Here is a 25,503-nt window from a genome sequence, read left to right on the forward strand (position 1 = left end):
CTCATTCCTAAACTCCTAATTTCCAACCAAGAGTACGCATCACATCAGAGAATACGCCAGCTGCTGTTACTTCAGTACCCGCGCCGTAGCCACGTAGTACTAGAGGGATTGGTTGGTAGTAACGGCTGTAGAATGCTAATGCGTTCTCGCCATCTTTAATCTTGAACATTGGGTCATCGCCATCAACAGCAGCGATACGAACCTTACACTTACCTTCAGCGATTTCGCCAACATAACGAAGTACTTTGCCTTCCTCTGCTGCGATAGCCGACTGCTCTTGGAAGTAAGCATCCGCTTCTGGTAGGCGAGCCATAAACTCTTCAACCGTGCCTGAGTCATCAAAACCTGGTGGCAGAGCTTGGTCAACTTCAACATCTTCAAGTTCAAGCGCCATGCCTGCTTCACGAGCAAGAATAAGCAGCTTACGCGCCACATCCATACCAGATAAATCGTCACGAGGATCCGGTTCAGTAAAGCCGTTATCTTTAGCAATATTGGTTGCTTGGCTTAGTGTCATACCTTCATCAAGTTTACCGAAGATGTAAGACAGTGAACCTGAAAGAATGCCGTTGAACTTCTCAAGTTCATCACCTGCAGAGATAAGGTTCTGTAGGTTTTCGATGACCGGTAGACCTGCACCTACTGTTGTCTCGTACATCAGCTTACGACGTGAGTTGCGTGCAACTTCACGAAGCTGATGGTAGTAAGCCATGCTTGCTGTGTTTGCTTTCTTGTTTGGTGTTACTACGTGGAAACCAGCCGCTAGGAAATCAGCGTACTGCGCCGCAATACCTTCGCTAGACGTACAATCAACCAATACTGGGTTGATGATGTGGTTACGTTGAACCAAAGCCGCTAAACGCGCTAGGCTGAACTCTTCAGTCGCACTCGACATACGGTCACGCCACTGCTCTAACGGTAGACCATCGCTGTCTAGCAACAAACCTTTACTGTTTGCTAAACCACATACGCGAATCACGATGCCTTTTTCAGCCAGTTTGCCTTGCTGACGTTGGATCTGGTCAACAAGCTCGCCACCAACACCGCCGACACCCACAACGAATACATCTAGGAAGTGCTTAGAGTTAAATAGGTTCTCGTGACACGCTTTGATTGCTTCAGAGATTTTGTCTTCAGGGATAACCGCTGAAATAGCGCGCTCTGAAGAACCTTGAGCAATAGCAACAATGTTGACGTTCACTTCAGCTAAAGAAGAGAAGAACTGAGATGCTACGCCACGTGAAGTGCGCATACCGTCACCCACCAGCGTTACAATCGCAACGTCATCCATGAACTCAACCGGCTCTAACAGGCCATCTTTAAGTTCAAGTTCAAACGCGTCTGACAACACTTGTTTCGCTTTCACCTTATCAGCCGATTCAATACAGAAGCTGATGCTGTACTCAGAAGAAGATTGAGTAATAAGGACAATAGAAACGCCAGCAGAAGACATCGCGCCGAATACACGACTCGCCATACCTACCATGCCCTTCATGCCTGGGCCTGATACGTTAACCATGGTTAGGTCACTTAGCGTCGTAATACCTTTGATTGCTAGGTTATCTTCGCCAGTGTCTTGGCCAATCAAAGTACCTGCGCCTTGTGGGTTGAAGCTGTTTTTGATCAGACAAGGAATGTGGAATTGCGCAATAGGAGCAATGGTTTTCGGGTGTAGAACCGAAGCACCAAAGTAAGAAAGCTCCATCGCCTCTTGGTAGCTAAGAGACTTGAGCAGACGAGCATCATCAACTAAGCGTGGGTCACAGTTGTAAACGCCATCGACATCAGTCCAGATTTCACAGCAATCAGCACGTAGACACGCCGCTAACACAGCCGCTGAGTAGTCAGAACCATTACGACCTAGTGTGACTAGCTCACCTTTTTCATTACCCGCAGTAAAGCCAGGCATGATGTTAACGTGACCTTTAGGAAGTGGAGATTGTTGGAAGTTCTGAGTAGAGACATCCACATCGACCATAGCTTCAAGGTGATCGCCTTTAGCGTATAGGTATTGGACAGGGTCAATCAGGCTTGCTGGTTGGCCTTTCGCTTCCAGTACCGCTTTCATTAACTGGATAGAGATTCGCTCACCTTTACTGATGATGCGAGCATTAACGTGGTTCGGGCACATACCAAGTAGGTTGATGCCATTCACGAACTGCTTTAGCTGAGCAAGAGAGGTATCCACCTGCTCTTGAAACGCGGCACCATCGATAGAAGGCACGACCGCTTTGATCTCTGCAAACAGTGTGTTAAATGAAGATTCGATCTCTGTAATCTGTGCGTCAGCTTCACCATTTTTCAGTGCAGCTTCAATAACAGCGACCAACTTATTGGTTGTTTTTCCTGGAGCCGATAGTACAACGGCTAGCTCTTCTTGCTGGGCATTATTAGCGATGATATCAGCCGCTCGTAAAAAACGATCTGCATCAGCTAATGATGAACCTCCAAACTTTAAAACGCGCATCCCTTTCTCCATAAGTCATAAAAATGGTACAAAAAAAGGCCTGTATCTTGTTGGATACAGGCCTTTTTTTTTAAAATCCGTTACTTAGCAGCCTGCCCCAACAATGTTAATGTCGGTAATAATAATGGTTGTGGTCATTACTAGGTGGCTTACGTGCTGCATATCAAATTCTCTGCTTGTGCTTTACTCTACGTGTATCAATTTTTACCACTGGACGTCAATGAAAAGTTGCGTTTTTTTTACATTCGCACCGTTTTTCAGAGCAAACCGTCATTTAAGGGATAAAACACCCTGTATAAACCTTCACTTAAGATACTGGATTTACTCATTGAACAGGCAAGAGTGATCAATCGCATATATAGTCATAACAAAATGCTATATCGATTGTGCAGCGAACGTACAAGTTCTGTGCTTTAATTGAACGATAACGTTCGAAGAACAATAATAATGACATCAGGAGTGGGAAATGAAGAGATTACTTATTCTTTTGGCTTTTGCTATGCCTGTTGTTTGTTCAGCGAATAGCTTGCCTCTACTACCCAGCCAGATCGATAGTTCTTCTCATAAATTCTTTATCTCCACACAAAACGCGTCGAGTGAAAGCTTCGATACTTGGAAGATAGACAGTGGCTACTCTTATAGCTTGTTTTCAGATGTGGATCTTTACGTCGGTACACGTATCAATAGTGCGGCACTGAAACAGGAAAGTGGATTCTTGAGTGGTGTCAGTTATCAGTTCTCAGAAAGAGTCTCTTTTAACAGTTCTCTACACACCTATAAAGACGAGACCGAAGACAATGAGAAATCGGTAGCCGCAGAGGTTTCCAGCCGAGTGCAACTAACAGATAACCTAGATTTGCATGCCACCCTTGATTATGAAGAGTGGCAGCAAGGTGTTGAAGTGGGACTAGGGTTTCGCTTTTAGTCTCTTTAGCTTGTTCTTTATTAACAGATTAGTGCGGATTGAGATCCAAACTTTTAGTACATCACAAACCATTCCCCGTTCTAATCTATCAACGGCATTCAATTTGAGTCAGTTACGATTCAATTAACAGCTCAGATGAAATTAACACGCCATTCCAATCGGCATAAATATAGTCACCAGGCTGAATCAGTTGATTATGTATAGAGAGTGTCACATTCACTTGGCCGACACCGCGTTTCTCTGTTTTGAATGGCGATGCACCTAACGCCTGAACGCCAAGGTCCATTTGCGACATCATGCCTACATCACGCACCGCACCGTTTACAATCACGCCTTCCCAACCGTTTTCTATCGCGAGAATAGCGAGTTGATCGCCAAGCAGCGCCTTCTGGCATGAGCCATTTCCGTCAACGACAAGCACTTTGCCACAGCCGTCGGTCTCTAAAACCTCGCGAACCTTGGAATTATCGTGATAACAACGAACTGTTACAATTTTTCCAAAGAACGCACCACGTTGGCCGAAGTTCTGCAATGGCATGTTCAGTAGGGTGACTTCGCTTTCAAACTCATCACACAAGTCGGGTGTTATATCGTGCATATATCCTCCGTGAGTAAGGCGTTACCGGTTATTTCAGGCTAGCCTCTATGCTTTTATATGTTATTAAAATTAATCCTTTGTTTTCATTGTTCTATGCTCAATTTATTACTCAATAAAAGTTGATTGAGCATATTTATCTACTAGACTCTTAAGACAGCTTTCAGCTTCCTTGGTTCATAATCCGGTCTTTAGCAGGCAAGATGTGCGAAGCATCTCGAATAATCATTCTTGTTTTGGTGCTAAATAGTCACCATAACATTGGTTAAGTTGTAGCCATACTATTAACGTTTGTTGCGATACGGCAATTGATGTAAATCAACAAAGTGAATGGAATTAACATTCTCGCGTTGTTAGCATGCTGTTAACATTATAGAATCCACTCCAATCACTAAAAGAATGATTGAAAGGCGTACTGGATCTACGTTATTGGGCAATACTTCAAGGAAGGCAGATAGCTGGAAGTAAGTGTTTTTTTGAAAACTTTAAGTTATCATCAAAAATACATTACCTGTATGTTATGTTTTTGCCTAGAATTTATTCTATTAGCACAGTTTCGTCACAAATTTAGGTACCGCCAAATGCAAACCCCGCAGATTCTTATCGTTGAAGATGAGCAAGTAACTCGTAACACTCTAAAGAGTATTTTTGAAGCAGAGGGATATGCTGTTTTTGAGGCTAGCGACGGTGAAGAGATGCACCAAGTGCTATCTGACAACCAAGTTAACCTTGTAATTATGGACATCAACCTTCCAGGTAAGAATGGCCTACTACTTGCGCGTGAACTACGTGAGCAAGCAAACGTAGCGCTTATGTTCTTAACTGGTCGTGATAATGAAGTTGATAAGATCCTTGGCCTAGAGATCGGCGCTGATGACTACATCACTAAGCCTTTCAACCCTCGTGAACTGACTATCCGTGCACGCAACCTTCTGAACCGTTCAATGAGCACAAGCTCTGTTCAAGAAGAGAAGCGTAGCGTTGAGAAGTATGAGTTCAACGGTTGGGTACTAGATATCAACAGTCGTTCTCTGGTTAGCCCAGATGGCGAAGGCTACAAGCTACCTCGTTCAGAGTTCCGTGCTCTACTTCACTTCTGTGAGAACCCAGGTAAGATCCAAACACGTGCTGACCTTCTTAAGAAGATGACTGGCCGTGAGCTTAAGCCACACGATCGTACTGTAGACGTAACAATCCGTCGTATTCGTAAGCACTTTGAATCTGTTTCTGGTACGCCAGAAATCATCGCAACGATTCACGGTGAAGGCTACCGCTTTTGTGGTGACCTAGAAGACTAATTCGATTCGCGCCTCTTACCATTTAGCACTACTCACCAGTAAGTGTTTTGAACACTAGAAGCGTCATCAATAGTTATTAAAAAGGGAGAATGCCAACGCATTCTCCCTTTTTTATTGTTCTTAATTGGATAAGATTTTAGTAAACCGTATCCACCTTAACGTCTTTCTCTACTAACCACTTCACGGTTTCGCCATCTTTAAGTTCCACCGCCACATCAACAGGCTTGTCACTGTCGATTTCTAGCTGCCATACAAACGCGACTTCCCATTGAGTTTCACTGTGTGTTCTTAAATCAAGATCGTCAGCCGTTACCAACAAGGTGTCTGCACCCTGTTTAACCGTAACACTTTCAACCGCAAGCGTTGCTGGCAGTTGTGAGTCTGACTCTAGGTAGATAGCACCATGTAGGGTCTTATCTTGAGTCTCGCCAATCGTTGGCATCTTGTTGTGCCAAAGGTTGCTTTTCATGGTAACTGTTGCTGCAGATACTTCGACTTGATTATCTTGCTGCCATTCTACTTGTGGCGCAGAACAACCCGCTAATGCCACTACACATGCGGCGAATGCTAATTTTTTCATTATTCTTCTACCTTTGATTTAACCAACTCTTTAAAACTTCAATGTCATTCTGGTATTCGTTATTTATCTCATCAACCCAATCTGAAATGTTCTCCCACCACGCAGGCAAATCTGGAGATTGAGCTTTCTGGGCAACTTGTTGGATGCGTTTCAGACCAATAGAACCTGCAGCACCTTTAATCTTATGTGCCTCAGAAACGATACTGGCTTTATCTTTCGCGACCATGTTGGAGTTCAATATTTCCATATACTCCGGCATCATATCTTCGAACATCGCGATGCTATCCAAAACCGGTTTCGGTCCAACAATATCAACATAAGACTCTAGCATATCAATATCAAGCAAAGTGGTATCAATTTCTGAAAGAACAGGCTTACTCGCGTCGACTTTATCAATGCTCTCAACCTTATCGGTGCCCGCTACCTTCTCAATTACCTCTGGTGCATCTTCGATAAGTTCACTGATGACATCTTGGATAGCTCGAACCGACAAAGGTTTACTGATCGCTTCGTCCATGCCTTTCTGGAAGTACTCTTGCTTGTTGTTTAATACGTTCGCAGTTAACGCCACCAAAGGCGGTAGCTGGCTGTATTTCTCGCGGTAGTATTGAGCAATATCGAAACCCGTCATATCTGGCAGTTGGATATCCAACAACACCAAATCATAGTCTTCAGGATTGAAAGCAATTTGCGCCTCTTTACCCGTCATCACGACTGTCACTTCATGGCCAAGGCTTTCAAGTAGAGAGCGAGCTACTGTGATATTGAGTTCAATGTCTTCGACCATAAAGATCTTAAGATTCGACTGTTTTCTTGGCGTTTTGATCAGAGCCTGAGTATCGTGATTCACTGGAACTCGAATCGAAACCGTAAAGGTACTGCCAAAGCCCTCTTCACTGATGACTTCAATGTGGCCATCCATCATATTAATTAGCTGTTGAGAGACAGCGAGACCAATACCCGTGCCGACAGCGTGCAAGTTGTCCGTGCCCGATTTCACCTGATAGTACATCGCGAAGATCTTCTCGATTTCACTTTCAGGGATACCAATACCAGTATCTTCCACTTCCATCGTAATGTTGGCAAAGTCACCATCAATGTCGGCGCTGACTGTCATCACCACTCCACCATCTTTGGTGAACTTCATCGCGTTACTAACAAGGTTCCACAGTACCTGTCTAAGACGAGTACCATCCACCTCAACAGCAGCTGGAAGATCAGACAATCTTTCTAGATCGAACCTTAACCCTTTCTGCTCAGCCATCAACGCAGAGATACTTTCGATCTCGACAACGAAATCTTCAAAGTTAATAGGCGTAGGGAAGAGTTCAAGCTTACGGCGGTCGAACTTATCCATATCAATAATATCGTTGAAGATATTACCCAGTGTCACCGCGCTCACCTTGATGGTTTGCATCTGCTTGCGCTGTTCGGTGGTCAGTTGGCTATCAAGCAGCATGCGACTCAAGCCAATGATGCCGTTGAGCGGCGTTCTTAACTCGTGGCTAATAGTTGAGATAAAGGTGGTCTTATCGCGGCTGGCTTTTTCTAACGACTCTTGATGCTCTTTACGTTCAGTAATATCGCGGCCAAAACCAACCAAGCCCAAGTGACGACCATCTTTGCTGTAGAAAGGCACTTTACGCAGTTCGAAGTAACTCTTGCGGCCATCTGGGTATTCAAGCCATTGGTCATAAGTCAGTGCTTGGTTGTCAGCAAATACTTTCTTATCGGTTTCAACAACTTGCTGAGCGACCTCTTTACTGTAAACATCCCAAGGAGTTAAACCAACTAGCTCTTTTTCTGTTTTACCAGTGAGCTCTTCAACCGCACGGTTACAACCAGAGAACACACCATCTTCATTACGGTAGTAAATAAGGTCAGGCGAGGCATCGATAAACGAGCGTAACAGTGCAGTACGTTCTGCGAGTTCAAGCTGAGTGCGCTCGCGCTGGAACACCTCGTTTTCGAGATCTTGCATTGCTTCTGCGCGCGCTTCTTCCGCTTTTTCACGCTCTTCAATTTCTTGATTAAGCTTCTCGATATTGAGCTGCATTTTATTGTTGAGTTCTTGGTCTCGCTCACGCATGTCGCCAAGTTTAGAGACCAATTTCGCTAACCTTTGACGTGATTCTTCCAACTGGTCCACGACCACTGACAGAAAATAAACCGCCCAAGGCGTGATCACTAAACCGAAGAAAACTGAACGGACAATGTCGATGTCATCAACATTGCCTTTGAGTGCAAGGGTGATACCGACTTGCACAACAACAGCGAGGGCAACAAGCGCTAGGGCGAGTAAGATAGAAAAGCGGACAATCCCCAGTTTTACGAGTAGATCCACGTAATACTGGGCAAGATTTTTCATGGGTTTCATTTAGCGCTCCATGCGATAAGACTAGCAACATTCTACCCTGTTTGAAGATGGGAGGTAAGCTAGCTACATCACACGCAGCAAGTGTTCAGCGGTAATTTCGAAGGTTAATTAACCAATACAAATACTAACTAAGCAAAAATAGCCGGGGATAATCAAATTGCCAATTTTATAGCGTTAGCGAATTGAGTATGGATGCACCATTGAACGGTTGCGACCGTCTGATTTCGCTTGATACAACGCACTATCAGCCAAGGCAACAGCCGATTCCATTTCATCATCAGGTGTAGGAATGTAAGAGATAATACCAATACTCACCGTGATGAATTCAGAGACTGTCGACTTCTCATGCGCAAGTTCCAATTTTAGGACTTCATCATGAATACGCTGCGCCACCAGCTGAGCACCTTCGGTCGTTGTATTTGGCAGAATAAAGCCGAACTCTTCACCACCATAACGAGCCACACAATCAGATGAACGATTCAACACCTGCTTAAATGCCTGAGAAACCTGAATCAAAGCATCATCGCCTTGTTGGTGTCCGTAAAAGTCGTTGTAGCCTTTAAAGAAGTCGATATCACATAGCATGATCGTCAGTGGCAGCTTCTCACGCACATGATAATGCCACAGTGTAGAGAGCTGTTCATCGAAACGACGTCGGTTAGACACTTTAGTCAGGCTATCCATAAAGCTGAGGCGTTCAAGTTCAAGGTTGGCTTCTTCAAGCTTTTGTTCTGCTAGATAACGCTCTGTAATATCACGCGCCATGATCAACACACCATTAGTGCTCGATGCTGGATCTCTAAACGGTGATTTGACTACATCATACCAAGTAAATGTTCCATCACTTGAGACCACTTTGTCGATATAACGCAGTGATTTACTTTGATGAAGCACTTGATGATCGGTTTCTGATATTCGCGTATAGATGCTATGTGGCACCACATCTTGTAAACGTTTACCGATCAAGTCACTGACTTCAGAGATACCCAGCGCAGCCACAAATGGTTTATTACACGCTTGATAAATCATGTTTTCATTAAAGATACCAATCGAGTCTGGGCTGGCCTCCAGGAGGTTTTGCAAGATGGTGTCACGCTGCGCAAGTGCCACTTCGGTATCTTTTCGCTTCTCCATCTCGCCACGCAGTTTCTGCTGCATGTCATGCCAATCGGTCACATCATGACTAATAGAGAGCGTGCCGATGGTTTCTCCATCTTGGGAAAGCAGCACACTTTGGTAGGTTTCAAGCAAGCAGCTTTTTCCATCTTGATCTGTAGTCCAAGAGCGTTCACTTACACGACCTTTTAATACTCCACCAGAAACACTCAGGGTGCCCTCTTCAGCACGACCATGCCAAAACTTTTTAAACGAGCGATTACTCGTCACTAACTGACCTTTCTGATCTTTCACGTAGATCAGCTCAGACAAAGAATCCAAAGCGGTACGAGCAACATTCAGTTCTCGAACTTCTTGGGACAGTTCTTCGTTAGTGTTTTTATAAGGTGAGGCGTGAATCATCCAAGCCTGCTTATTTCTAAAATGGATCTTACGACCGATCAAGTTGATCTTGAACGACTCAAATTCAGAAAGCGCCCACAGGGAGACCTGCTCGAAGGCTCGAGAGTTGATGTGGTTGGTTAAGTAGTGACGAAAGCTGTTCTCGCTTTCCACAGTAGGAAAGCGAAAATTAACACCGATTTGGCGGATACCAAGCAACTGCATGGCTTGGCGATTGGCATAGAGTATTTCGCCACTTCGAACATCAACAAAGTAGAGTGGCGACGGGGTAGCAAGTAGAAGCGTTTCGATATGCGACTGATAACGAGAATAGAGATGCCAGCAGATGAGAGCAATCAGCAATACAACAACGATATAAATACCGTAGCCATACGCCCTGTCCCACAACCAAGTCATTACCAGTTCCATTTACTCTCAATCTATACCATAAAATCTGCTAGGGAAATGTTACCACTATTTATTGGTTTTATCTGCTGTTACCTACAGTCACCCATTTCTATTAATTGGCCGCGTTTAAAACAGGCAACGTGTACTCGAATGCAGAGCCCGTTTTGATGCCTTGAGCACCGGTTTTATCCAACGAACGACCTATTTCAGTCATCGCTAACCAGCGGTTCTCACACCATAAAGGAGAAAGTAAGGTTGGGCGTCTCGCCGCTGAAGAAACACGGTGATAAACCACGTCCGCAGGCGTGCGTTGAATGATCTCACTCGCGATATCGATGTACTCTTCAAGGCTTGGGGCTTCTAGCTTTCCTGCCTTCCACGCCTTAGCCATGGTACTGCCCTCTACTATATGAAGGCCGTGCAGCTTAATACCATCGGTGCCAACGGCTAATACCTTGTCTAAGGTTTCAAGGTTATCCGCTTTAGTTTCTTTTGGTAGACCAACAATCAGGTGAGTACACACCTTGATACCTAAAGCGCGTGCGCGTTGGGTGATCGTTTCATACACCGCAAAATCGTGGCCGCGGTTAATTCGCTTGAGGGTTTTATCATTGGCGGTTTGCAGGCCAAGCTCGAGCCAAATCTCATAGCCTTGTTTAACGTAGCCCGCTAACAGATCCAACACCGCATCAGGCACACAGTCTGGTCGCGTACCAACACAAAGGCCGACGATCTCTGCACCGGGTGCTTTTAGCGCCTCTTCATACATATTCTTGAGCACTTGCACCTCAGCATAAGTGCTGGTGTACGCCTGAAAGTAAGCCAGGTACTTCTTGGCACGAGCAATCTCACCCGCACGATCTTTTAGCTGGTCAGCAATACTTTGAATTTGAGTTTGTTCATCGGCAAAGGAAGCCACGTTACAAAACGTGCAACCTCCACGGCCAATTGTCCCGTCTCGGTTTGGGCAGCTGAAACCACCATGAAGCGTCAGCTTGTGAACCTTCTCGCCATAACGGCGTTGAAGGTCTTGGCCGATAGTATTGACCAACTCGTGTAATTGCATATTTTCAAAGCACTCAAGTAAATAAGAATGAATATCAGTCTTTTTTGAAAAAAAATTACATCCCTGCAAAATTCGACCAATTAGTTTACTCAAGGCTTTTTGCGAGCAACCTAACAAATATCAATAAACATGCAAAAAATCGGCTCTATTTGCCTAATGTTGCACATTTGTTAGGCATTAAATTCAAAATAAAACGAAAAAAATGGTCTACATGGGTCAACTTTCATTGCAATTCGCCTAGACAAAATTGTAGGATACTTACACATATTGGCTATTTTTGAGTATTTACTTACAACGAAAACTTGCTAATAAGTCGGTGATATCTAACTCCCACCTATATAAACCACTAGTTTGTGGTTAAAAATAAACAGGTATCACTAAGGATTGTTTTTCTCGCAATACTTTTCTGCGAGATACGGAAAGGATTCAAACCGCCAGCATAGGCAGGTTTAGACCCATAAATATAAAAGGACAAGGCTGACTTTATACAAATAAGTTGCGCCTAGATTTAACTGGAAGGATGTATCTATGGTAGATCAAGAGCAGAACTCACAGGGTCTGTATACTCCTGAATTGGAGCATGACGCTTGTGGTATCGGTTTTGTTGCGCATCTAAAGAATCGCAAATCTCATGATGTAGTAACTCAAGCACTCGATATGCTTGCACGTATGGAACACCGTGGCGGCCAAGGCTGCGATCCGTGTTCTGGTGATGGTGCAGGTATCCTGCTACAGAAGCCGCACGAATTCTTACTAGAAGAAGCCGTAAAGCTTGGAATTAAGCTGCCATCTTTTGAAAAATATGGTGTTGGTGTTGTACTTTTCCCTAAAGATGAACACAAACGTGCACAGTGTCGTGACATTCTAGAACGCAATGCACAACGCCTTGAGTTAGAAGTAATCGGTTACCGTGAACTTCCAACGGACAATTCAATGATTGGTGCTGACCCACTAAGCACTGAACCTCAATTTGAACACGTATTTATTTCTGGCGGCCCTGGTATCACACCAGAAGAGCTTGAGCGTAAACTGTATGTTCTACGTAACTACACGGTTCGTGTATGCCTAGAAAGCGTTTCAAATATCGGTGATGACTTCTACATCAACTCTATGTCTTACAAGACATTGGTGTACAAAGGTCAGCTAACAACTGAACAAGTTCCTCAGTACTTCCTAGATCTGCAAAACCCAACCATGGTGACAGCTCTAGCACTAGTACACTCTCGCTTCTCTACCAATACATTCCCACGTTGGCGTCTAGCTCAGCCTTTCCGTTACATCGCGCACAATGGCGAAATCAATACGGTTCGCGGCAACCTGAACTGGATGAAAGCACGTGAAGCAATCCTAGAATCGGATCTGTTTACACAAGCTGAAATCGACATGCTGCTTCCTATCTGTCAGGAAGGTAGTTCGGATTCATCAAACTTCGATATGGCACTTGAGCTACTTGTTCTTTCAGGTCGTACTCTGCCACACGCGTTGATGATGATGATCCCAGAAGCATGGCAAGAAAACAAAAACATGGACCCAACTCGTCGTGCGTTCTACCAGTACCACGCGAACGTTATGGAACCATGGGATGGCCCAGCATCAGTATGTTTCACCGATGGTGTTCAAGTAGGTGCAACACTTGACCGTAACGGTCTGCGTCCTTCTCGCTACACAGTAACTAAAGACGACTTCCTAGTAATGGCGTCTGAGTCTGGTGTTGTTGAGATTGCACCTGAAAACGTTGAGTACCGTGGTCGTCTACAACCAGGTCGTATCTTCGTTGCTGACCTTGAGCAAGGCCGCATCATTTCTGATGAAGAAGTGAAAGACAGCATTGCTAAAGCACAACCTTACGAAAAGTGGGTTGAAGAGAACCTTCTGAGCCTGAAAAAGCTACCGGATGCGAGCAACGAATTTAGCCAACCTTCTCCAGAGAAACTACTACACAAACAACAATCGTTTGGCGTGAGTTCTGAAGAAGTAAACGAAATCATTCTACCTCTTGCGAAAACAGGCTACGAGCCACTTTCTGCAATGGGTGCTGACTGGCCGCTAGCGATTCTTTCTCACCAATCGCAGCACCTTTCAAACTACTTCAAACAGTTGTTTGCACAAGTAACTAACCCGCCGATCGACCCGATTCGTGAGCGCATGGTTATGTCTCTGAACACTTACCTAGGTAAAGACCAGAACTTACTTGCTGAAACACCTGAGCACTGTCAAAAAGTAGAACTTGAGTCTCCAGTACTGTCTAACTCTGAGTTAGAAAAACTGCGTGCAATCGATAACGAGCACCTTCAGGCGAAGACGCTGGATATCGTATTCCAAGCAAATGGCGACCAAGGTAAGTTAGAGCGCGCACTTAAGCGTATCTGCCAATACGCAGAAGACGCAGTGATTGATGGCTACTCTATCATCCTACTGACAGACCGTGCGGTTAACTCTAACCATGCCGCTATTCCAGCAATGCTGGCGGTTGGCGCGGTTCACCACCACCTAATCCGTAAAGGTCTACGTGCTAAGTGTGACATCGTTGTTGAAACGGGCGACGCTCGTGAGACACACCACTTTGCAACGCTTATCGGTTATGGTGCAAACGCAGTTAACCCATACCTAGTTATTGAAACGATTGTTGAACTGCAACGTACTAAGAAGCTAGATCCAAACGTACACCCACGTGAGTTATTCGATAACTACCGTAAAGGTGTTAACGGCGGTCTACTTAAGATCTTCTCTAAGATGGGGATCTCTACGCTGCAGTCTTACCACGGTGCACAAATCTTTGAAGCACTTGGTGTTAGCAAATCAGTGGTTGAAAAATACTTCACAGGTACTGTTTCTCGTATCCAAGGTCTAACGATCGACGATATCGCGCGAGAAGTATTGGTTCGTCACCGTGTTGGTTACCCAGCTCGTGAAATTCCAGCTCAGATCCTTGATGTTGGTGGTGTTTACCAGTGGAAACAACGTGGTGAGAAACACTTATTCAACCCAGAAACGATTTCTCTACTTCAAGAATCGACGCGTAACAAAGATTACGGTCAGTTCAAGAAGTACGCAAAAGCAGTTGATGACCAAGGCGACAACGCAGCAACGCTACGTAGCCAACTGGACTTCATCAAGAACCCTGCAGGCTCTATTCCTCTAGCAGAAGTAGAACCAATCGAGAACATTCTTAAGCGTTTCGCAACCGGCGCAATGAGCTTTGGTTCAATCTCGCATGAGGCTCACTCAACACTGGCTGTTGCGATGAACCGCATTGGCGCGAAATCAAACTCAGGTGAAGGTGGTGAAGATCCAGCACGTTTCGAACGTAAAGAAAACGGCGACTGGGAACGTTCAGCAATCAAACAGGTGGCTTCTGGTCGCTTTGGTGTAACGTCTTACTACCTATCTAACGCTGATGAGCTACAAATCAAGATGGCTCAAGGTGCGAAACCGGGCGAAGGTGGTCAACTACCTGGTGATAAGGTTGATGACTGGATCGGCGCAACGCGTCACTCGACTCCAGGCGTAGGTCTTATCTCGCCACCGCCACACCACGATATCTACTCAATCGAAGATTTGGCTCAGCTAATCTACGATCTGAAGAACGCGAACCGTAACGGCCGTGTCAACGTGAAGCTAGTATCAGAAGCTGGCGTAGGTACGATTGCATCAGGTGTAGCAAAAGCGAAAGCTGACGTAGTACTTATCGCAGGTTTCGATGGTGGTACGGGTGCATCTCCGATGTCTTCTATCCGTCATACCGGTCTGCCTTGGGAGCTGGGTCTAGCGGAAACGCACCAAACACTACTGAAAAACGGCCTACGTAACCGTATCGTTGTTCAATCTGATGGTCAGATGAAAACACCACGTGATCTTGCAGTAGCAACGTTACTTGGCGCTGAAGAATGGGGCGTAGCAACAGCAGCTCTAGTGGTTGAAGGCTGTATCATGATGCGTAAGTGTCACAAGAATACATGTCCTGTTGGTATCGCTACACAGAACAAGACTCTGCGTGAACGTTTCGACGGCCGCGTAGAAGACGTAGTGACTTTCTTCCAATACATGGCTGAAGGTCTGCGTGAAGTAATGGCTGAACTTGGCTTCCGCTCTATCGATGAGATGGTAGGTCAATCGCACAAACTTAAAGTTCGTGATGACATCGGCCACTGGAAGTACAAGAACCTAGATCTAACACCTGTACTGCACATTGAGCAGGCACGTGAAGAAGATGGTATCTACAACCAGACGCAACAAAACCACAACCTAGAAGACGTTCTAGACCGCAAGTTGATTCAAGCTGCGATTCCAGCTCTTGAGAAAGGCGAAGCCGTGAATGCGAGCTTCCCTATCATCAACACGGACCGCTCTGCTGGTACCATGCTGTCGAACGAAATCTCGAAGGTTTACAAAGACCAAGGTTTACCACAACCAATGAACGTTAAGTTCCACGGTAGTGCTGGCCAATCTTTCGGTGCGTTCCTTGCGAAAGGCGTTAAGTTCGAAGTAGAAGGCGACGCGAACGATTACTGGGGTAAAGGTCTGTCTGGCGGTACTTTGGTACTGTACCCAGATGCGAAATCTTCTATCGTTGCTGAAGATAACATCGTGGTTGGTAACGTATGTTTCTACGGTGCGACCTCAGGTGAATCTTTCATTCGCGGTATGGCAGGCGAACGTTTCTGTGTTCGTAACTCAGGTGCGAAGGTTGTTGTTGAGGGCGTTGGTGACCACGGTTGTGAATACATGACTGGTGGTGTTGCCATTATCCTTGGTTCAACAGGTCGTAACTTTGCTGCGGGCATGAGTGGCGGTGTCGCTTATGTTTGGGACAAAGCGGGTGACTTCGAAACCAAGCTTAACCCAGAACTTGTAGACCTAGATCCAATTGAACAAGAAGATAAAGATCTTCTACTAGATATGCTAACCAAGCACGTTGAATTCACAGGAAGTGAAGTTGCTCAGTCTTTCCTAGACAACTTTGAAGCAAGTGTTGCATCACTGATTAAAGTTATGCCACGCGACTACAAAGCAGTTCTTGAGAAGCGTAAAGCTGAAGCACAACAGGCACAAACGGAAGAAGTGGAGGCAGTATAATGGGTAAGCCTACTGGATTTTTAGAACACGGTCGCGAGCTTCCAAAGAAGCTCGATCCATCGGTTCGTATTGAAGACAACAAAGAGTTCGTACTTAACGAAGAGTTTGGTGACAAGATCAATACTCAAGCATCTCGTTGTATGGACTGTGGCGTACCTTTCTGTCACAACGGCTGTCCGATTGGTAACATCATCCCAGAATTCAATGATGCGGTTTACCGTGACAGCTGGGAAGAGGCTTGGAATATCCTAAGCTCTACCAACAACTTCCCTGAGTTTACCGGTCGTGTTTGTCCTGCTCCTTGTGAAAGTGCCTGTGTTCTTGGTATCAACCAAGACCCAATCACTATCTGTAATATCGAGAAAACGATTGTTGAAACTGCGTACCGTGAAGGGTACGCAAAACCTAAAACACCACGCTCTCGCACAGGTAAAACTGTCGCAGTTATCGGTTCAGGTCCTGCTGGCTTAGCCGCAGCGGAGCAGCTAAACAGCGCTGGTCACTCGGTAACGGTATTTGAACGTGACGAGAAAGTCGGTGGTCTACTTCGCTTCGGTATCCCAGATTTCAAACTGGGTATGGACGTGATTGATCGTAAGATCAACCTAATGGCTGAAGCGGGCGTTGAGTTTAAAGTTAACCAACACATCGGTGTTGATGTTAACGCTCAGCAGCTACGCCAAGAGTTTGATGTGGTATTGCTAACGGGTGGTTCTACGGTTCCACGTGACTTGCCAATCCCTGGTCGTGAGTTGAAAGGCGTTCACTTTGCCATGGAATTCCTTGGTCAAAACAACCGCCGTGCTAACAACCTAGATCTTAAAACAGAAGAGATTCACGCTAAAGATAAGCACGTTGTGGTTATCGGTGGTGGTGATACTGGTTCTGACTGTGTGGGCACATCAAACCGTCATAAGGCAGCGAGCATTACTCAGGTTGAGATCATGCCGATCCCACCAGAGAAGCGCCCTGCAAACATGCCTTGGCCTCAATACCCAATGATCATGAAAACCACCACTTCTCACGAAGAAGGTTGTGAACGTCACTGGAACATCTTAACCAAAGAGTTCATCGGTAACGAGCAAGGTCAAGTGACGGGTCTACGTATTGCTGACATCGTTTGGCAAGATGCGAAACCAGGTGAGCGTCCAGGCTTTGATGAAGTCGCGAACTCTGAACGTGTTATTCCTTGTGACATGGCATTCCTAGCAATGGGCTTCTTACACCCGGAGCCAACCGGCGTGCTTGCTCAACTCGACATTAAACTGGACGAGCGCGGTAACGTCGCTTCTGAAGGTTTTGCAACGAACCAGAAAGGCGTTTTCGCTGCTGGTGATATGCGTACTGGTCAATCTCTAGTTGTACGTTGTATTAATGAAGGTCGTGAATGTGCAATTGCCATTGATGACTTCTTAATGGGTAACTCAAACTTAGAAGCGAAAGCTGATTCACTCATGCTTTCCGCATAATATTTCTCGGGCTAACGTCAATTACGTTAGCCTAGAGGAAAAGCAATACCCTTCCTAACTTTTATATTTGGCTAGCACTCGATGCTAGCCTTTTTTCTATCTGGCATTTGTCGTTTTCAAAATCATCCTGTTGTATATGTTAAATCTCGTTAACATTCACCTTATATATCTCATTGATATCCATCGACTATTTTAGATTATTAAGTGGCTAATCGCGTTTATGCATGATAATTAACCATGAACTTGACCTTAAACACAATTAGCTATACGTTGTAAAGCTGATGAAAATAAAATCAATCGGTTTTGTTAACACAACCAATAACGTTTTAACTGGCTAAAGCAAACTATCAGTTTATAAAAAACAACAAGTATATGAATAGTTAGTCATTTACTGTCTGGATGACAGAGAAGCAAAAGGGAGAATTGCAATGGCTCTATATGATCCTAGTCTTGAAAAAGACAACTGTGGATTTGGTTTAATAGCGCAAATGGAAGGCCAACCTAGTCATAAGTTGGTAAGAACTGCTATTTCAGCCCTCGATCGCATGACACACCGTGGTGGTATCGCTGCGGATGGTAAAACCGGGGATGGCTGTGGCTTATTACTACAGAAGCCTGACTCTTATCTCAGAATTATTGCTGAAGAGAATAACTTCAAGCTCGGCAAGCAATACGCTGTCGGCATGATTTTCTTCAGCCAAGATCCAATCAAAGCGCAATCCGCGCAAGACATCGTCAATAAAGAGCTCGCTCAAGAGACCTTAACGGTTGCAGGTTGGCGTGTCGTGCCGACTAACACCGACGTTTTGGGGCCAATCGCAAAAGATTCTGTTCCAAACATTCAACAAGTCTTTATCTCAGCACCTGCAGGCTGGCGTGAGCGTGACATCGAACGCCGCCTATATATTGCTCGTCGCAGAATTGAAAAGCAGATCACCGAAGACAAAGATTTCTATATTTGTAGCCTTTCGACACAAGTCATGGTTTACAAAGGCTTGTGTATGCCGGCCGATCTTCCGCGATTTTACCTCGATCTTGCTGACTTACGTATGGAATCGGCGATATGTCTGTTCCACCAGCGTTTCTCAACCAATACTCAACCACGTTGGCCACTGGCTCAACCATTCCGCTATTTAGCACACAATGGTGAGATCAATACCATTGAAGGTAACCGTCAGTGGGCTAAGGCTCGTGCCTATAAATTCTCTTCGCCGTTGCTGCCAGACTTACAAACCGCCGCACCCTTTGTGAATGAGACAGGCTCAGATTCATCAAGCCTAGATAACATGCTCGACCTGTTCCTTGCCGGTGGTATGGATGTGTTCCGAGCGATGCGCATGCTTGTGCCGCCCGCTTGGCAAAACCACCCAGATATGGACCCAGATCTACGTGCATTCTACGACTTCAACTCCAAGCACATGGAACCGTGGGATGGCCCTGCAGGTATCGTACTTTCTGATGGTCGTTACGCTGCGTGTAACCTCGATAGAAATGGCCTGCGTCCTGCGCGTTATGTCATCACCAAAGACAACCTGATCACCTTGGCATCTGAGGTCGGTATCTGGAACTACGCGCCAGATGAAGTGGCAGAGAAAGGGCGTGTCGGCCCAGGTGAATTGCTCGTCATAGATACGCGCCGCGGTAAATTGTGGCAATCTAACGAGATCGACAATGACCTTAAAGGTCGCCATCCTTATAAAGAGTGGATGGAAAAGAACGTTCACAAACTCACACCGTTTTCCGATCTGCCCGATGAGCAAGTCGGTAAGCGCAGCTTTGACGATGACACGCTCAAGACCTACCAAAAACAGTTTGCGATGAGCAACGAAGAGTCCGACCAAGTGCTGCGTGTGCTTGGTGATATGGGGCAAGAAGCAGTAGGCTCAATGGGCGACGACACGCCAATGGCTGTGCTCTCTTCAAAAGAACGCTTGGTCACTGATTACTTCCGTCAAAAGTTTGCACAAGTCACCAACCCACCGATTGATCCATTGCGTGAAAAACACGTGATGTCTTTGGCGACCAGTATTGGGAAAGAGATGAACGTGTTCTGTGAAACAGACGGTCACGCCTATCGTGTCACGTTTGATTCACCAGTACTGCTTTACTCAGACATGCAGCAGCTTCTGCAGTTGAGTCAAAAACATTATCGTCATGTCATTCTCAGCATGCACTACGACCCGAATAACCAAGATCTAGAACAAGCAATCAAAGCAGTATGTGATAGCGCCGAACAAGAAGTCAGCGAAGGTGCGGTTTTAGTTGTGCTGTCGGACAAAGGTTTAGAGAAAGGAAAACTACCGATCCCTGCAGCCATGTTGGTTGGTGCGGTGCAAACAAGGCTTGCTGATACCAACCTGCGTTGTGATGCCAACATCGTTGTTGAGACAGCAACTGCGCGCGACCCACACCAATTTGCTGTGCTGCTTGGCTTCGGTGCAACCGCGGTTTACCCATACCTCGCTTATGAAGCGTTAGGTAAAATGTTGGATGATGGCTCTTTAGATAAAGATTATCGTGCCGCAATGCAAAATTACCAAAACGGCATCAACAAAGGTCTGTACAAGATCATGTCGAAGATGGGAATTTCAACCATTGCCTCTTATCGCTGTTCACAGCTTTTCGAAGCCGTTGGCCTTCATTCCGATGTTGTTGAGCTCTGTTTCCGCGGAGTTACCACTCGAATCCAAGGCGCAAGCTTTAGCGATTTCCAACAAGATATCTATAACTTATCGCGTAAAGCCTGGACTAAGCGTAAGCCAATCGAGCACGGTGGTTTACTCAAATACGTACACGGCGGCGAATATCACGCCTATAACCCTGATGTGGTTGGCACTCTGCAAACTGCAGTAAAAACAGGTGAGACATCGGATTATCTCTCTTTTGCTAAGCAAGTAAATGCTCGTCCAGCTGCGATGTTACGCGACTTAATGAGCCTCAAAAAAGCCGATCAGCCTCTACCACTAGAGCAAGTCGAGCCTAACAGCGATCTGTTTAAACGCTTCGACTCTGCGGCAATGTCGATCGGTGCTTTGAGCCCAGAAGCGCATGAAGCATTAGCAATGGCGATGAACCGCTTGGGTGGTTACTCAAACTCTGGTGAAGGTGGTGAAGACCCTCGACGCTTTGGTACTGACCGTAACTCTCGTATCAAGCAGATAGCTTCCGGTCGTTTTGGTGTGACGCCACATTACTTAACCAATGCGGATGTTTTGCAGATCAAGGTCGCGCAAGGTGCGAAGCCTGGAGAAGGTGGTCAACTGCCCGGCCATAAAGTTACCGCAGAAATCGCTAAGCTGAGATATTCAGTTCAAGGGGTGACACTGATCTCCCCTCCTCCACATCACGATATTTATTCTATCGAGGATCTAGCGCAGCTGATTTTCGACCTTAAACAAGTGAACCCTAAAGCCTTGGTTTCAGTAAAGTTAGTATCGGAACCGGGTGTAGGCACGATTGCAACTGGTGTAGCGAAAGCCTATGCCGATCTGATCACCATTTCTGGCTACGATGGCGGTACCGCGGCAAGCCCTCTAACCTCGGTAAAATACGCAGGTTGCCCTTGGGAGCTTGGCTTAGCAGAAACTCAACAAGCACTGGTTGCTAACGGGCTTCGTCATAAGATCCGCCTGCAAGTCGATGGTGGTTTAAAAACTGGCCTTGATGTGATTAAAGGTGCGATTCTCGGTGCAGAAAGCTTTGGTTTTGGTACCGCGCCAATGGTCGCAATGGGTTGTAAGTTCTTACGAATTTGTCACCTAAACAACTGTGCGACGGGTGTTGCGACTCAAGATGAAACACTACGCCGCGAATACTTCAAAGGCCTGCCAGACATGGTGGTGAACTACTTTACAGGCCTAGCCGATGAAGTTCGCCAATACCTTGCAGAACTCGGCGTAGAAAAACTCACGGACCTGATTGGTCGTACTGACTTACTTGAAGCCGTTCAAGGCCTCACCGCGAAACAGAACAAGCTCGATCTCTCTTCAATACTCGAAGCTCCGGTATCTCCAGAAGGTCACCCACTGTTTTGGACCGAGCCAAACGCACCATTTGATAAAGCTCAGCTCAACCAGCAGATTCTGGATGATGCACTCGATGCAATTGAGAAACGTCAATCCACCAGCCTTTACTACAACGTGATCAACACAGACCGCTCGATTGGTGCTCGTATCTCTGGTGAAATTGCTAAGCGATACGGCAACCAAGGGATGGCAGGTTCACCAATCAAGTTATATCTCGACGGTACAGCAGGCCAATCTTTTGCGGTTTGGAACGCAGGCGGCGTTGAGCTTTACCTAACAGGCGATGCCAATGACTATGTTGGCAAAGGCATGGCTGGCGGCAAAGTGGTTATCAAGCCTCACCAAGGCACCGCATTTACTTGTAACGAAGCGACCATCATAGGCAACACCTGTCTGTATGGCGCAACTGGAGGCAAGCTGTTTGCAGCTGGTACGGCTGGCGAACGATTTGGCGTACGTAACTCAGGTACGGTTGCTGTGATTGAAGGCGCTGGTGACAACGCCTGTGAATACATGACCGGCGGTATTGTTGCCATTCTTGGCGCAACTGGCGTCAACTTCGGTGCGGGTATGACAGGTGGCTTCGCTTATGTCATGGATAAGAACGAAGACTTCCAAGGTCGAGTAAATAACGAGTCGGTCGAGGCACTTTCTCTGTCTGACTTATTTATCCACCAAGAACATCTGCGTGGCTTAATTGCAGAGCACTTAGAAGAGACTGGCTCAGTACACGCTGAAGCTATTCTGGCGAACTTTGATGAATGGATTCCAAAGTTCTACCTAGTGAAGCCAAAGACGGCGGATCTGAACACCTTGCTCGGCCACCAAAGCCGCAGCTCAGCTGAACTTCGTGTTCAAGCGCAATAATTGGAAGGAGCCAATAATGAGCCAGAATGTATACCAATTTATTGATGTGAATCGCGTAGATCCAGCGAAGAAACCAATCAAAATTCGTAAGATTGAGTTTGTAGAGATCTACGAACCTTTCACTAAACAACAAGCTAAGGCGCAAGCTGACCGCTGTTTAGACTGTGGTAATCCTTACTGTGAATGGAAGTGCCCAGTCCACAACTACATCCCTCAATGGCTCAAGCTTGCCAATGAAGGGCGCATTATCGAAGCGGCTGAACTGTCCCACCAAACCAACAGCTTGCCTGAGGTTTGCGGACGAGTTTGTCCTCAAGACCGTTTGTGTGAAGGCTCTTGTACCCTCAACGACGATTTCGGCGCAGTAACCATCGGCAACATTGAAAAATACATCAATGACAAAGCGTTTGAGATGGGTTGGAAGCCAGACATGTCGCATGTCGAATGGACTGATAAAAAGGTCGCAATCATCGGTGCAGGCCCCGCAGGTCTTGCTGCTGCTGATATCTTAGTTCGAAACGGTGTGAAGGCCGTAGTATTTGACCGCTATCCGGAGATCGGTGGCCTACTGACGTTTGGTATTCCATCGTTCAAGCTTGAGAAAGGCATCATGGAAAATCGTCGCCGTATCTTTAGCGAGATGGGCGTCGAGTTCCAAATGAATACCGAAGTCGGCAAAGATGTACAACTTCAGCAACTCGTCGATGACTACGACGCTGTTTTCCTTGGTGTCGGCACCTATAAAAACATGCGTGCGGGTTTAGACAACGAAGATGCACCGGGCGTTTATGATGCTCTGCCATTCTTGATTTCTAATACCTACAAGGTCATGGAACTGGAAAACCCAACCCCATTTATCGATATGCAAGGTAAGAAAGTCGTCGTGCTTGGTGGTGGTGATACGGCGATGGACTGCGTTCGAACCTCTATTCGTCAGAATGCGGCAGATGTGGTGTGTGCTTACCGCCGAGATGAAGCCAACATGCCAGGTTCTCGCCGTGAGGTAAAAAATGCACGTGAAGAGGGGGTGAAGTTCAAGTTCAACCTACAACCTATCGGCTTAGAGCTTAACAGCGCTGGTCATGTGGTTGGTGTGAAATTCGTGAAAACCGCTTTGGGTGAGCCTGATGAAGCAGGCCGTCGTCGTCCAGAACCTGTCGAAGGCAGTGAGCATGTTCTTGAGGCTGATGCCGTAATTATGGCATTTGGTTTCCAACCTCATACGATGGAATGGCTAGAACCTTTCGGTGTGGAGCTCGATCAGTGGGGTCGCATCAAGGCTCCTAACAAACAAGAGTTTCAATACCAAACCACCAACAGCAAGATATTTGCAGGTGGCGATGCGGTTCGAGGATCTGACTTAGTGGTGACCGCTATCGATGAAGGCCGTAAAGCCGCAGAAGGGATCTTGGACTACCTAGAAGTGTGACTAATCTAAGGTTTCCTTTATTACTCAGGCCGTTACTATAAAAAAGGGATCCAATGATGGATCCTTTTTTGAATTAGATACGTTTATCACAAGCATATCGAAAAATACGTAAAACAATCGCAAACAAGCCAATACCTATAACTACAATTAAAACAACGCCATAGGAAACATTATGAAAAAAGCAGCTCTCCTCTCGTTATCACTTTTAACGTTAACCGCTTGCAGCCAAGGAATCACGGACATGAAAGACAGAACTTCATCACCTTGTGGAGACAAACCAAACTGCGTATCAACTCAAGATGATCGTGAGCAACATGCATTGGCCGCGTTTGAGTTGTCAGATTCAGCGAGCTTAGATGCGATTGAGCAGGTTGCGCTAACCTTACCGGGATCAAAAACCGCGAGTAAAACAGAAGATTATCTGCGTGTTGAATGTACTTCGCGCATCATGCGTTTTGTCGATGACTTAGAACTTAAAATCACGGATGGCAAACTGATCGTGCGTTCAGAGTCTCGTACTGGCCATTCTGATTTTGGCGTAAACCGAAAACGAGCTGAACAACTTCGTGCTAGCTTGAAAAGCGAAGGCCTAATCAAATAGATAAAAGAATACGCAGATAAATCGCTACTATTCGGATGAGAAGTGCCTCTGGGCAGTCGCTCGACACTTCTTATCCATGCTACAATTTCGCTCTACTGTTCAAATATTATTTATTAAGAGACTACACATGAAAATCGGCATCATTGGCGCAATGGAGCAAGAAGTTGCGATCCTAAAAGCAGCAATTTCAGACATTACTGAAGTTAATAAAGGCGGTTGTACCTTTTTCTCTGGTCAGCTAAATGGTGTTGACGTTGTTTTGCTTCAATCTGGCATTGGTAAAGTAGCAGCGGCTGTTGGTACTTCAATCCTACTAAGCGAATACCAACCAGATGCCGTTCTGAACACGGGCTCTGCTGGCGGTTTTGATTCAACACTGAACCTTGGCGATGTGGTTATCTCAACTGAAGTTCGACACCACGATGCAGACGTTACAGCTTTCGGTTACGAAATCGGCCAAATGGCAGGTCAACCTGCAGCGTTCAAAGCTGACGACAAACTGATGGCTGTTGCTGAACAAGCACTAGCACAAATGGAAGACAAGCATGCCGTTCGCGGTCTTATCTGTACTGGCGACGCATTTGTTTGTACAGCAGAACGCCAAGAGTTCATCCGTAAGCACTTCCCATCAGTGGTAGCTGTAGAGATGGAAGCATCGGCTATCGCTCAAGCTTGTCACCAATTCCAAGTACCATTCGTGGTTGTTCGTGCAATCTCTGATGTTGCAGACAAAGAATCACCAATGAGCTTCGAAGAGTTCCTGCCACTAGCAGCGCAAAGCTCTTCTGAAATGGTTATCAAGATGGTTGCCCTACTAAAGTAA

Annotated in this window: 14 protein-coding genes, 1 pseudogene and 1 other annotated feature; of the genes and pseudogenes, 9 read left to right on the forward strand and 6 right to left on the reverse strand. The window is 45.9% G+C overall.

The genetic code is table 11. The annotated features are described in order from the left end of the window. Positions 1-7: 7 nt before the first annotated feature. On the reverse strand, positions 8-2,467 hold the full coding sequence (gene thrA / locus AB4503_RS21000; protein ID WP_372115688.1) for a bifunctional aspartate kinase/homoserine dehydrogenase I: 2,460 nt from the start codon (positions 2,465-2,467) through the stop codon (positions 8-10). A gap of 29 nt (positions 2,468-2,496) precedes the next feature. Beyond that, positions 2,497-2,616: a sequence feature (Thr leader region), on the reverse strand. A gap of 317 nt (positions 2,617-2,933) precedes the next feature. On the opposite strand from thrA, the gene AB4503_RS21005 reads away from it, so the two are divergent. Further along, complete coding sequence (locus tag AB4503_RS21005; RefSeq protein WP_017070076.1) at positions 2,934-3,392, forward strand: hypothetical protein; 459 nt, start codon at positions 2,934-2,936, stop codon at positions 3,390-3,392. A 112-nt stretch (positions 3,393-3,504) separates the two neighbouring features. Here AB4503_RS21005 and AB4503_RS21010 read toward each other — a convergent pair whose 3' ends face one another. Then, a complete protein-coding gene (locus AB4503_RS21010) occupies positions 3,505-3,990 on the reverse strand; it encodes a putative 4-hydroxy-4-methyl-2-oxoglutarate aldolase (RefSeq protein WP_017059310.1) in 486 nt (161 codons plus the stop codon). A 47-nt stretch (positions 3,991-4,037) separates the two neighbouring features. On the opposite strand from AB4503_RS21010, the pseudogene AB4503_RS21015 reads away from it, so the two are divergent. Together AB4503_RS21015 and arcA are read left to right on the forward strand one after the other, a co-directional pair. Then, positions 4,038-4,139 (forward strand): annotated as a pseudogene (locus AB4503_RS21015) (ribonuclease activity regulator protein RraA); the annotation flags it as partial. A gap of 429 nt (positions 4,140-4,568) precedes the next feature. Then, on the forward strand, positions 4,569-5,285 hold the full coding sequence (gene arcA / locus AB4503_RS21020) for a two-component system response regulator ArcA (RefSeq protein ID WP_004741534.1): 717 nt from the start codon (positions 4,569-4,571) through the stop codon (positions 5,283-5,285). 136 nt (positions 5,286-5,421) lie between these two features. Here arcA and AB4503_RS21025 read toward each other — a convergent pair whose 3' ends face one another. From AB4503_RS21025 to AB4503_RS21040, 4 genes are all read right to left on the reverse strand, one after another. Further along, complete coding sequence (locus AB4503_RS21025; RefSeq protein ID WP_017062884.1) at positions 5,422-5,865, reverse strand: hypothetical protein; 444 nt, start codon at positions 5,863-5,865, stop codon at positions 5,422-5,424. A 7-nt stretch (positions 5,866-5,872) separates the two neighbouring features. Then, positions 5,873-8,242 (reverse strand): aerobic respiration two-component sensor histidine kinase ArcB, encoded by a 2,370-nt coding sequence (gene arcB, locus AB4503_RS21030; RefSeq protein WP_017062885.1) that lies wholly within the window; start codon positions 8,240-8,242, stop codon positions 5,873-5,875. Between the two features lie 174 nt (positions 8,243-8,416). Then, complete coding sequence (locus AB4503_RS21035; RefSeq protein WP_372115689.1) at positions 8,417-10,168, reverse strand: diguanylate cyclase domain-containing protein; 1,752 nt, start codon at positions 10,166-10,168, stop codon at positions 8,417-8,419. A gap of 91 nt (positions 10,169-10,259) precedes the next feature. Next, positions 10,260-11,213 (reverse strand): TIGR01212 family radical SAM protein, encoded by a 954-nt coding sequence (locus tag AB4503_RS21040; RefSeq protein ID WP_017059306.1) that lies wholly within the window; start codon positions 11,211-11,213, stop codon positions 10,260-10,262. 528 nt (positions 11,214-11,741) lie between these two features. Between AB4503_RS21040 and gltB (AB4503_RS21045) the strand changes: the two genes are divergently transcribed. From gltB (AB4503_RS21045) to mtnN, 6 genes are all read left to right on the forward strand, one after another. After that, a complete protein-coding gene (gene gltB, locus AB4503_RS21045; RefSeq protein ID WP_136981994.1) occupies positions 11,742-16,289 on the forward strand; it encodes a glutamate synthase large subunit in 4,548 nt (1,515 codons plus the stop codon). Further along, complete coding sequence (locus AB4503_RS21050) at positions 16,289-17,758, forward strand: glutamate synthase subunit beta (protein WP_136973921.1); 1,470 nt, start codon at positions 16,289-16,291, stop codon at positions 17,756-17,758. Before gltB (AB4503_RS21045) ends, AB4503_RS21050 begins: the two co-directional genes overlap by 1 nt. A gap of 428 nt (positions 17,759-18,186) precedes the next feature. Further along, complete coding sequence (gltB, locus tag AB4503_RS21055; protein ID WP_017072315.1) at positions 18,187-22,650, forward strand: glutamate synthase large subunit; 4,464 nt, start codon at positions 18,187-18,189, stop codon at positions 22,648-22,650. A gap of 16 nt (positions 22,651-22,666) precedes the next feature. Continuing rightward, positions 22,667-24,079, forward strand: a complete 1,413-nt coding sequence (locus tag AB4503_RS21060) for an FAD-dependent oxidoreductase (RefSeq protein ID WP_372100350.1) — start codon at positions 22,667-22,669, stop codon at positions 24,077-24,079. A 172-nt stretch (positions 24,080-24,251) separates the two neighbouring features. Beyond that, positions 24,252-24,680, forward strand: coding sequence for a DUF1499 domain-containing protein (locus AB4503_RS21065; protein ID WP_017059301.1), 429 nt, complete (start codon positions 24,252-24,254; stop codon positions 24,678-24,680). Positions 24,681-24,807: 127 nt separating this feature from the next. Continuing rightward, on the forward strand, positions 24,808-25,503 hold the full coding sequence (gene mtnN, locus AB4503_RS21070; protein WP_017059300.1) for a 5'-methylthioadenosine/S-adenosylhomocysteine nucleosidase: 696 nt from the start codon (positions 24,808-24,810) through the stop codon (positions 25,501-25,503).

The organism is Vibrio sp. 10N.222.55.B11, assembly GCF_041473705.1.
Classification (GTDB): Bacteria; Pseudomonadota; Gammaproteobacteria; order Enterobacterales; family Vibrionaceae; genus Vibrio; species Vibrio crassostreae_C.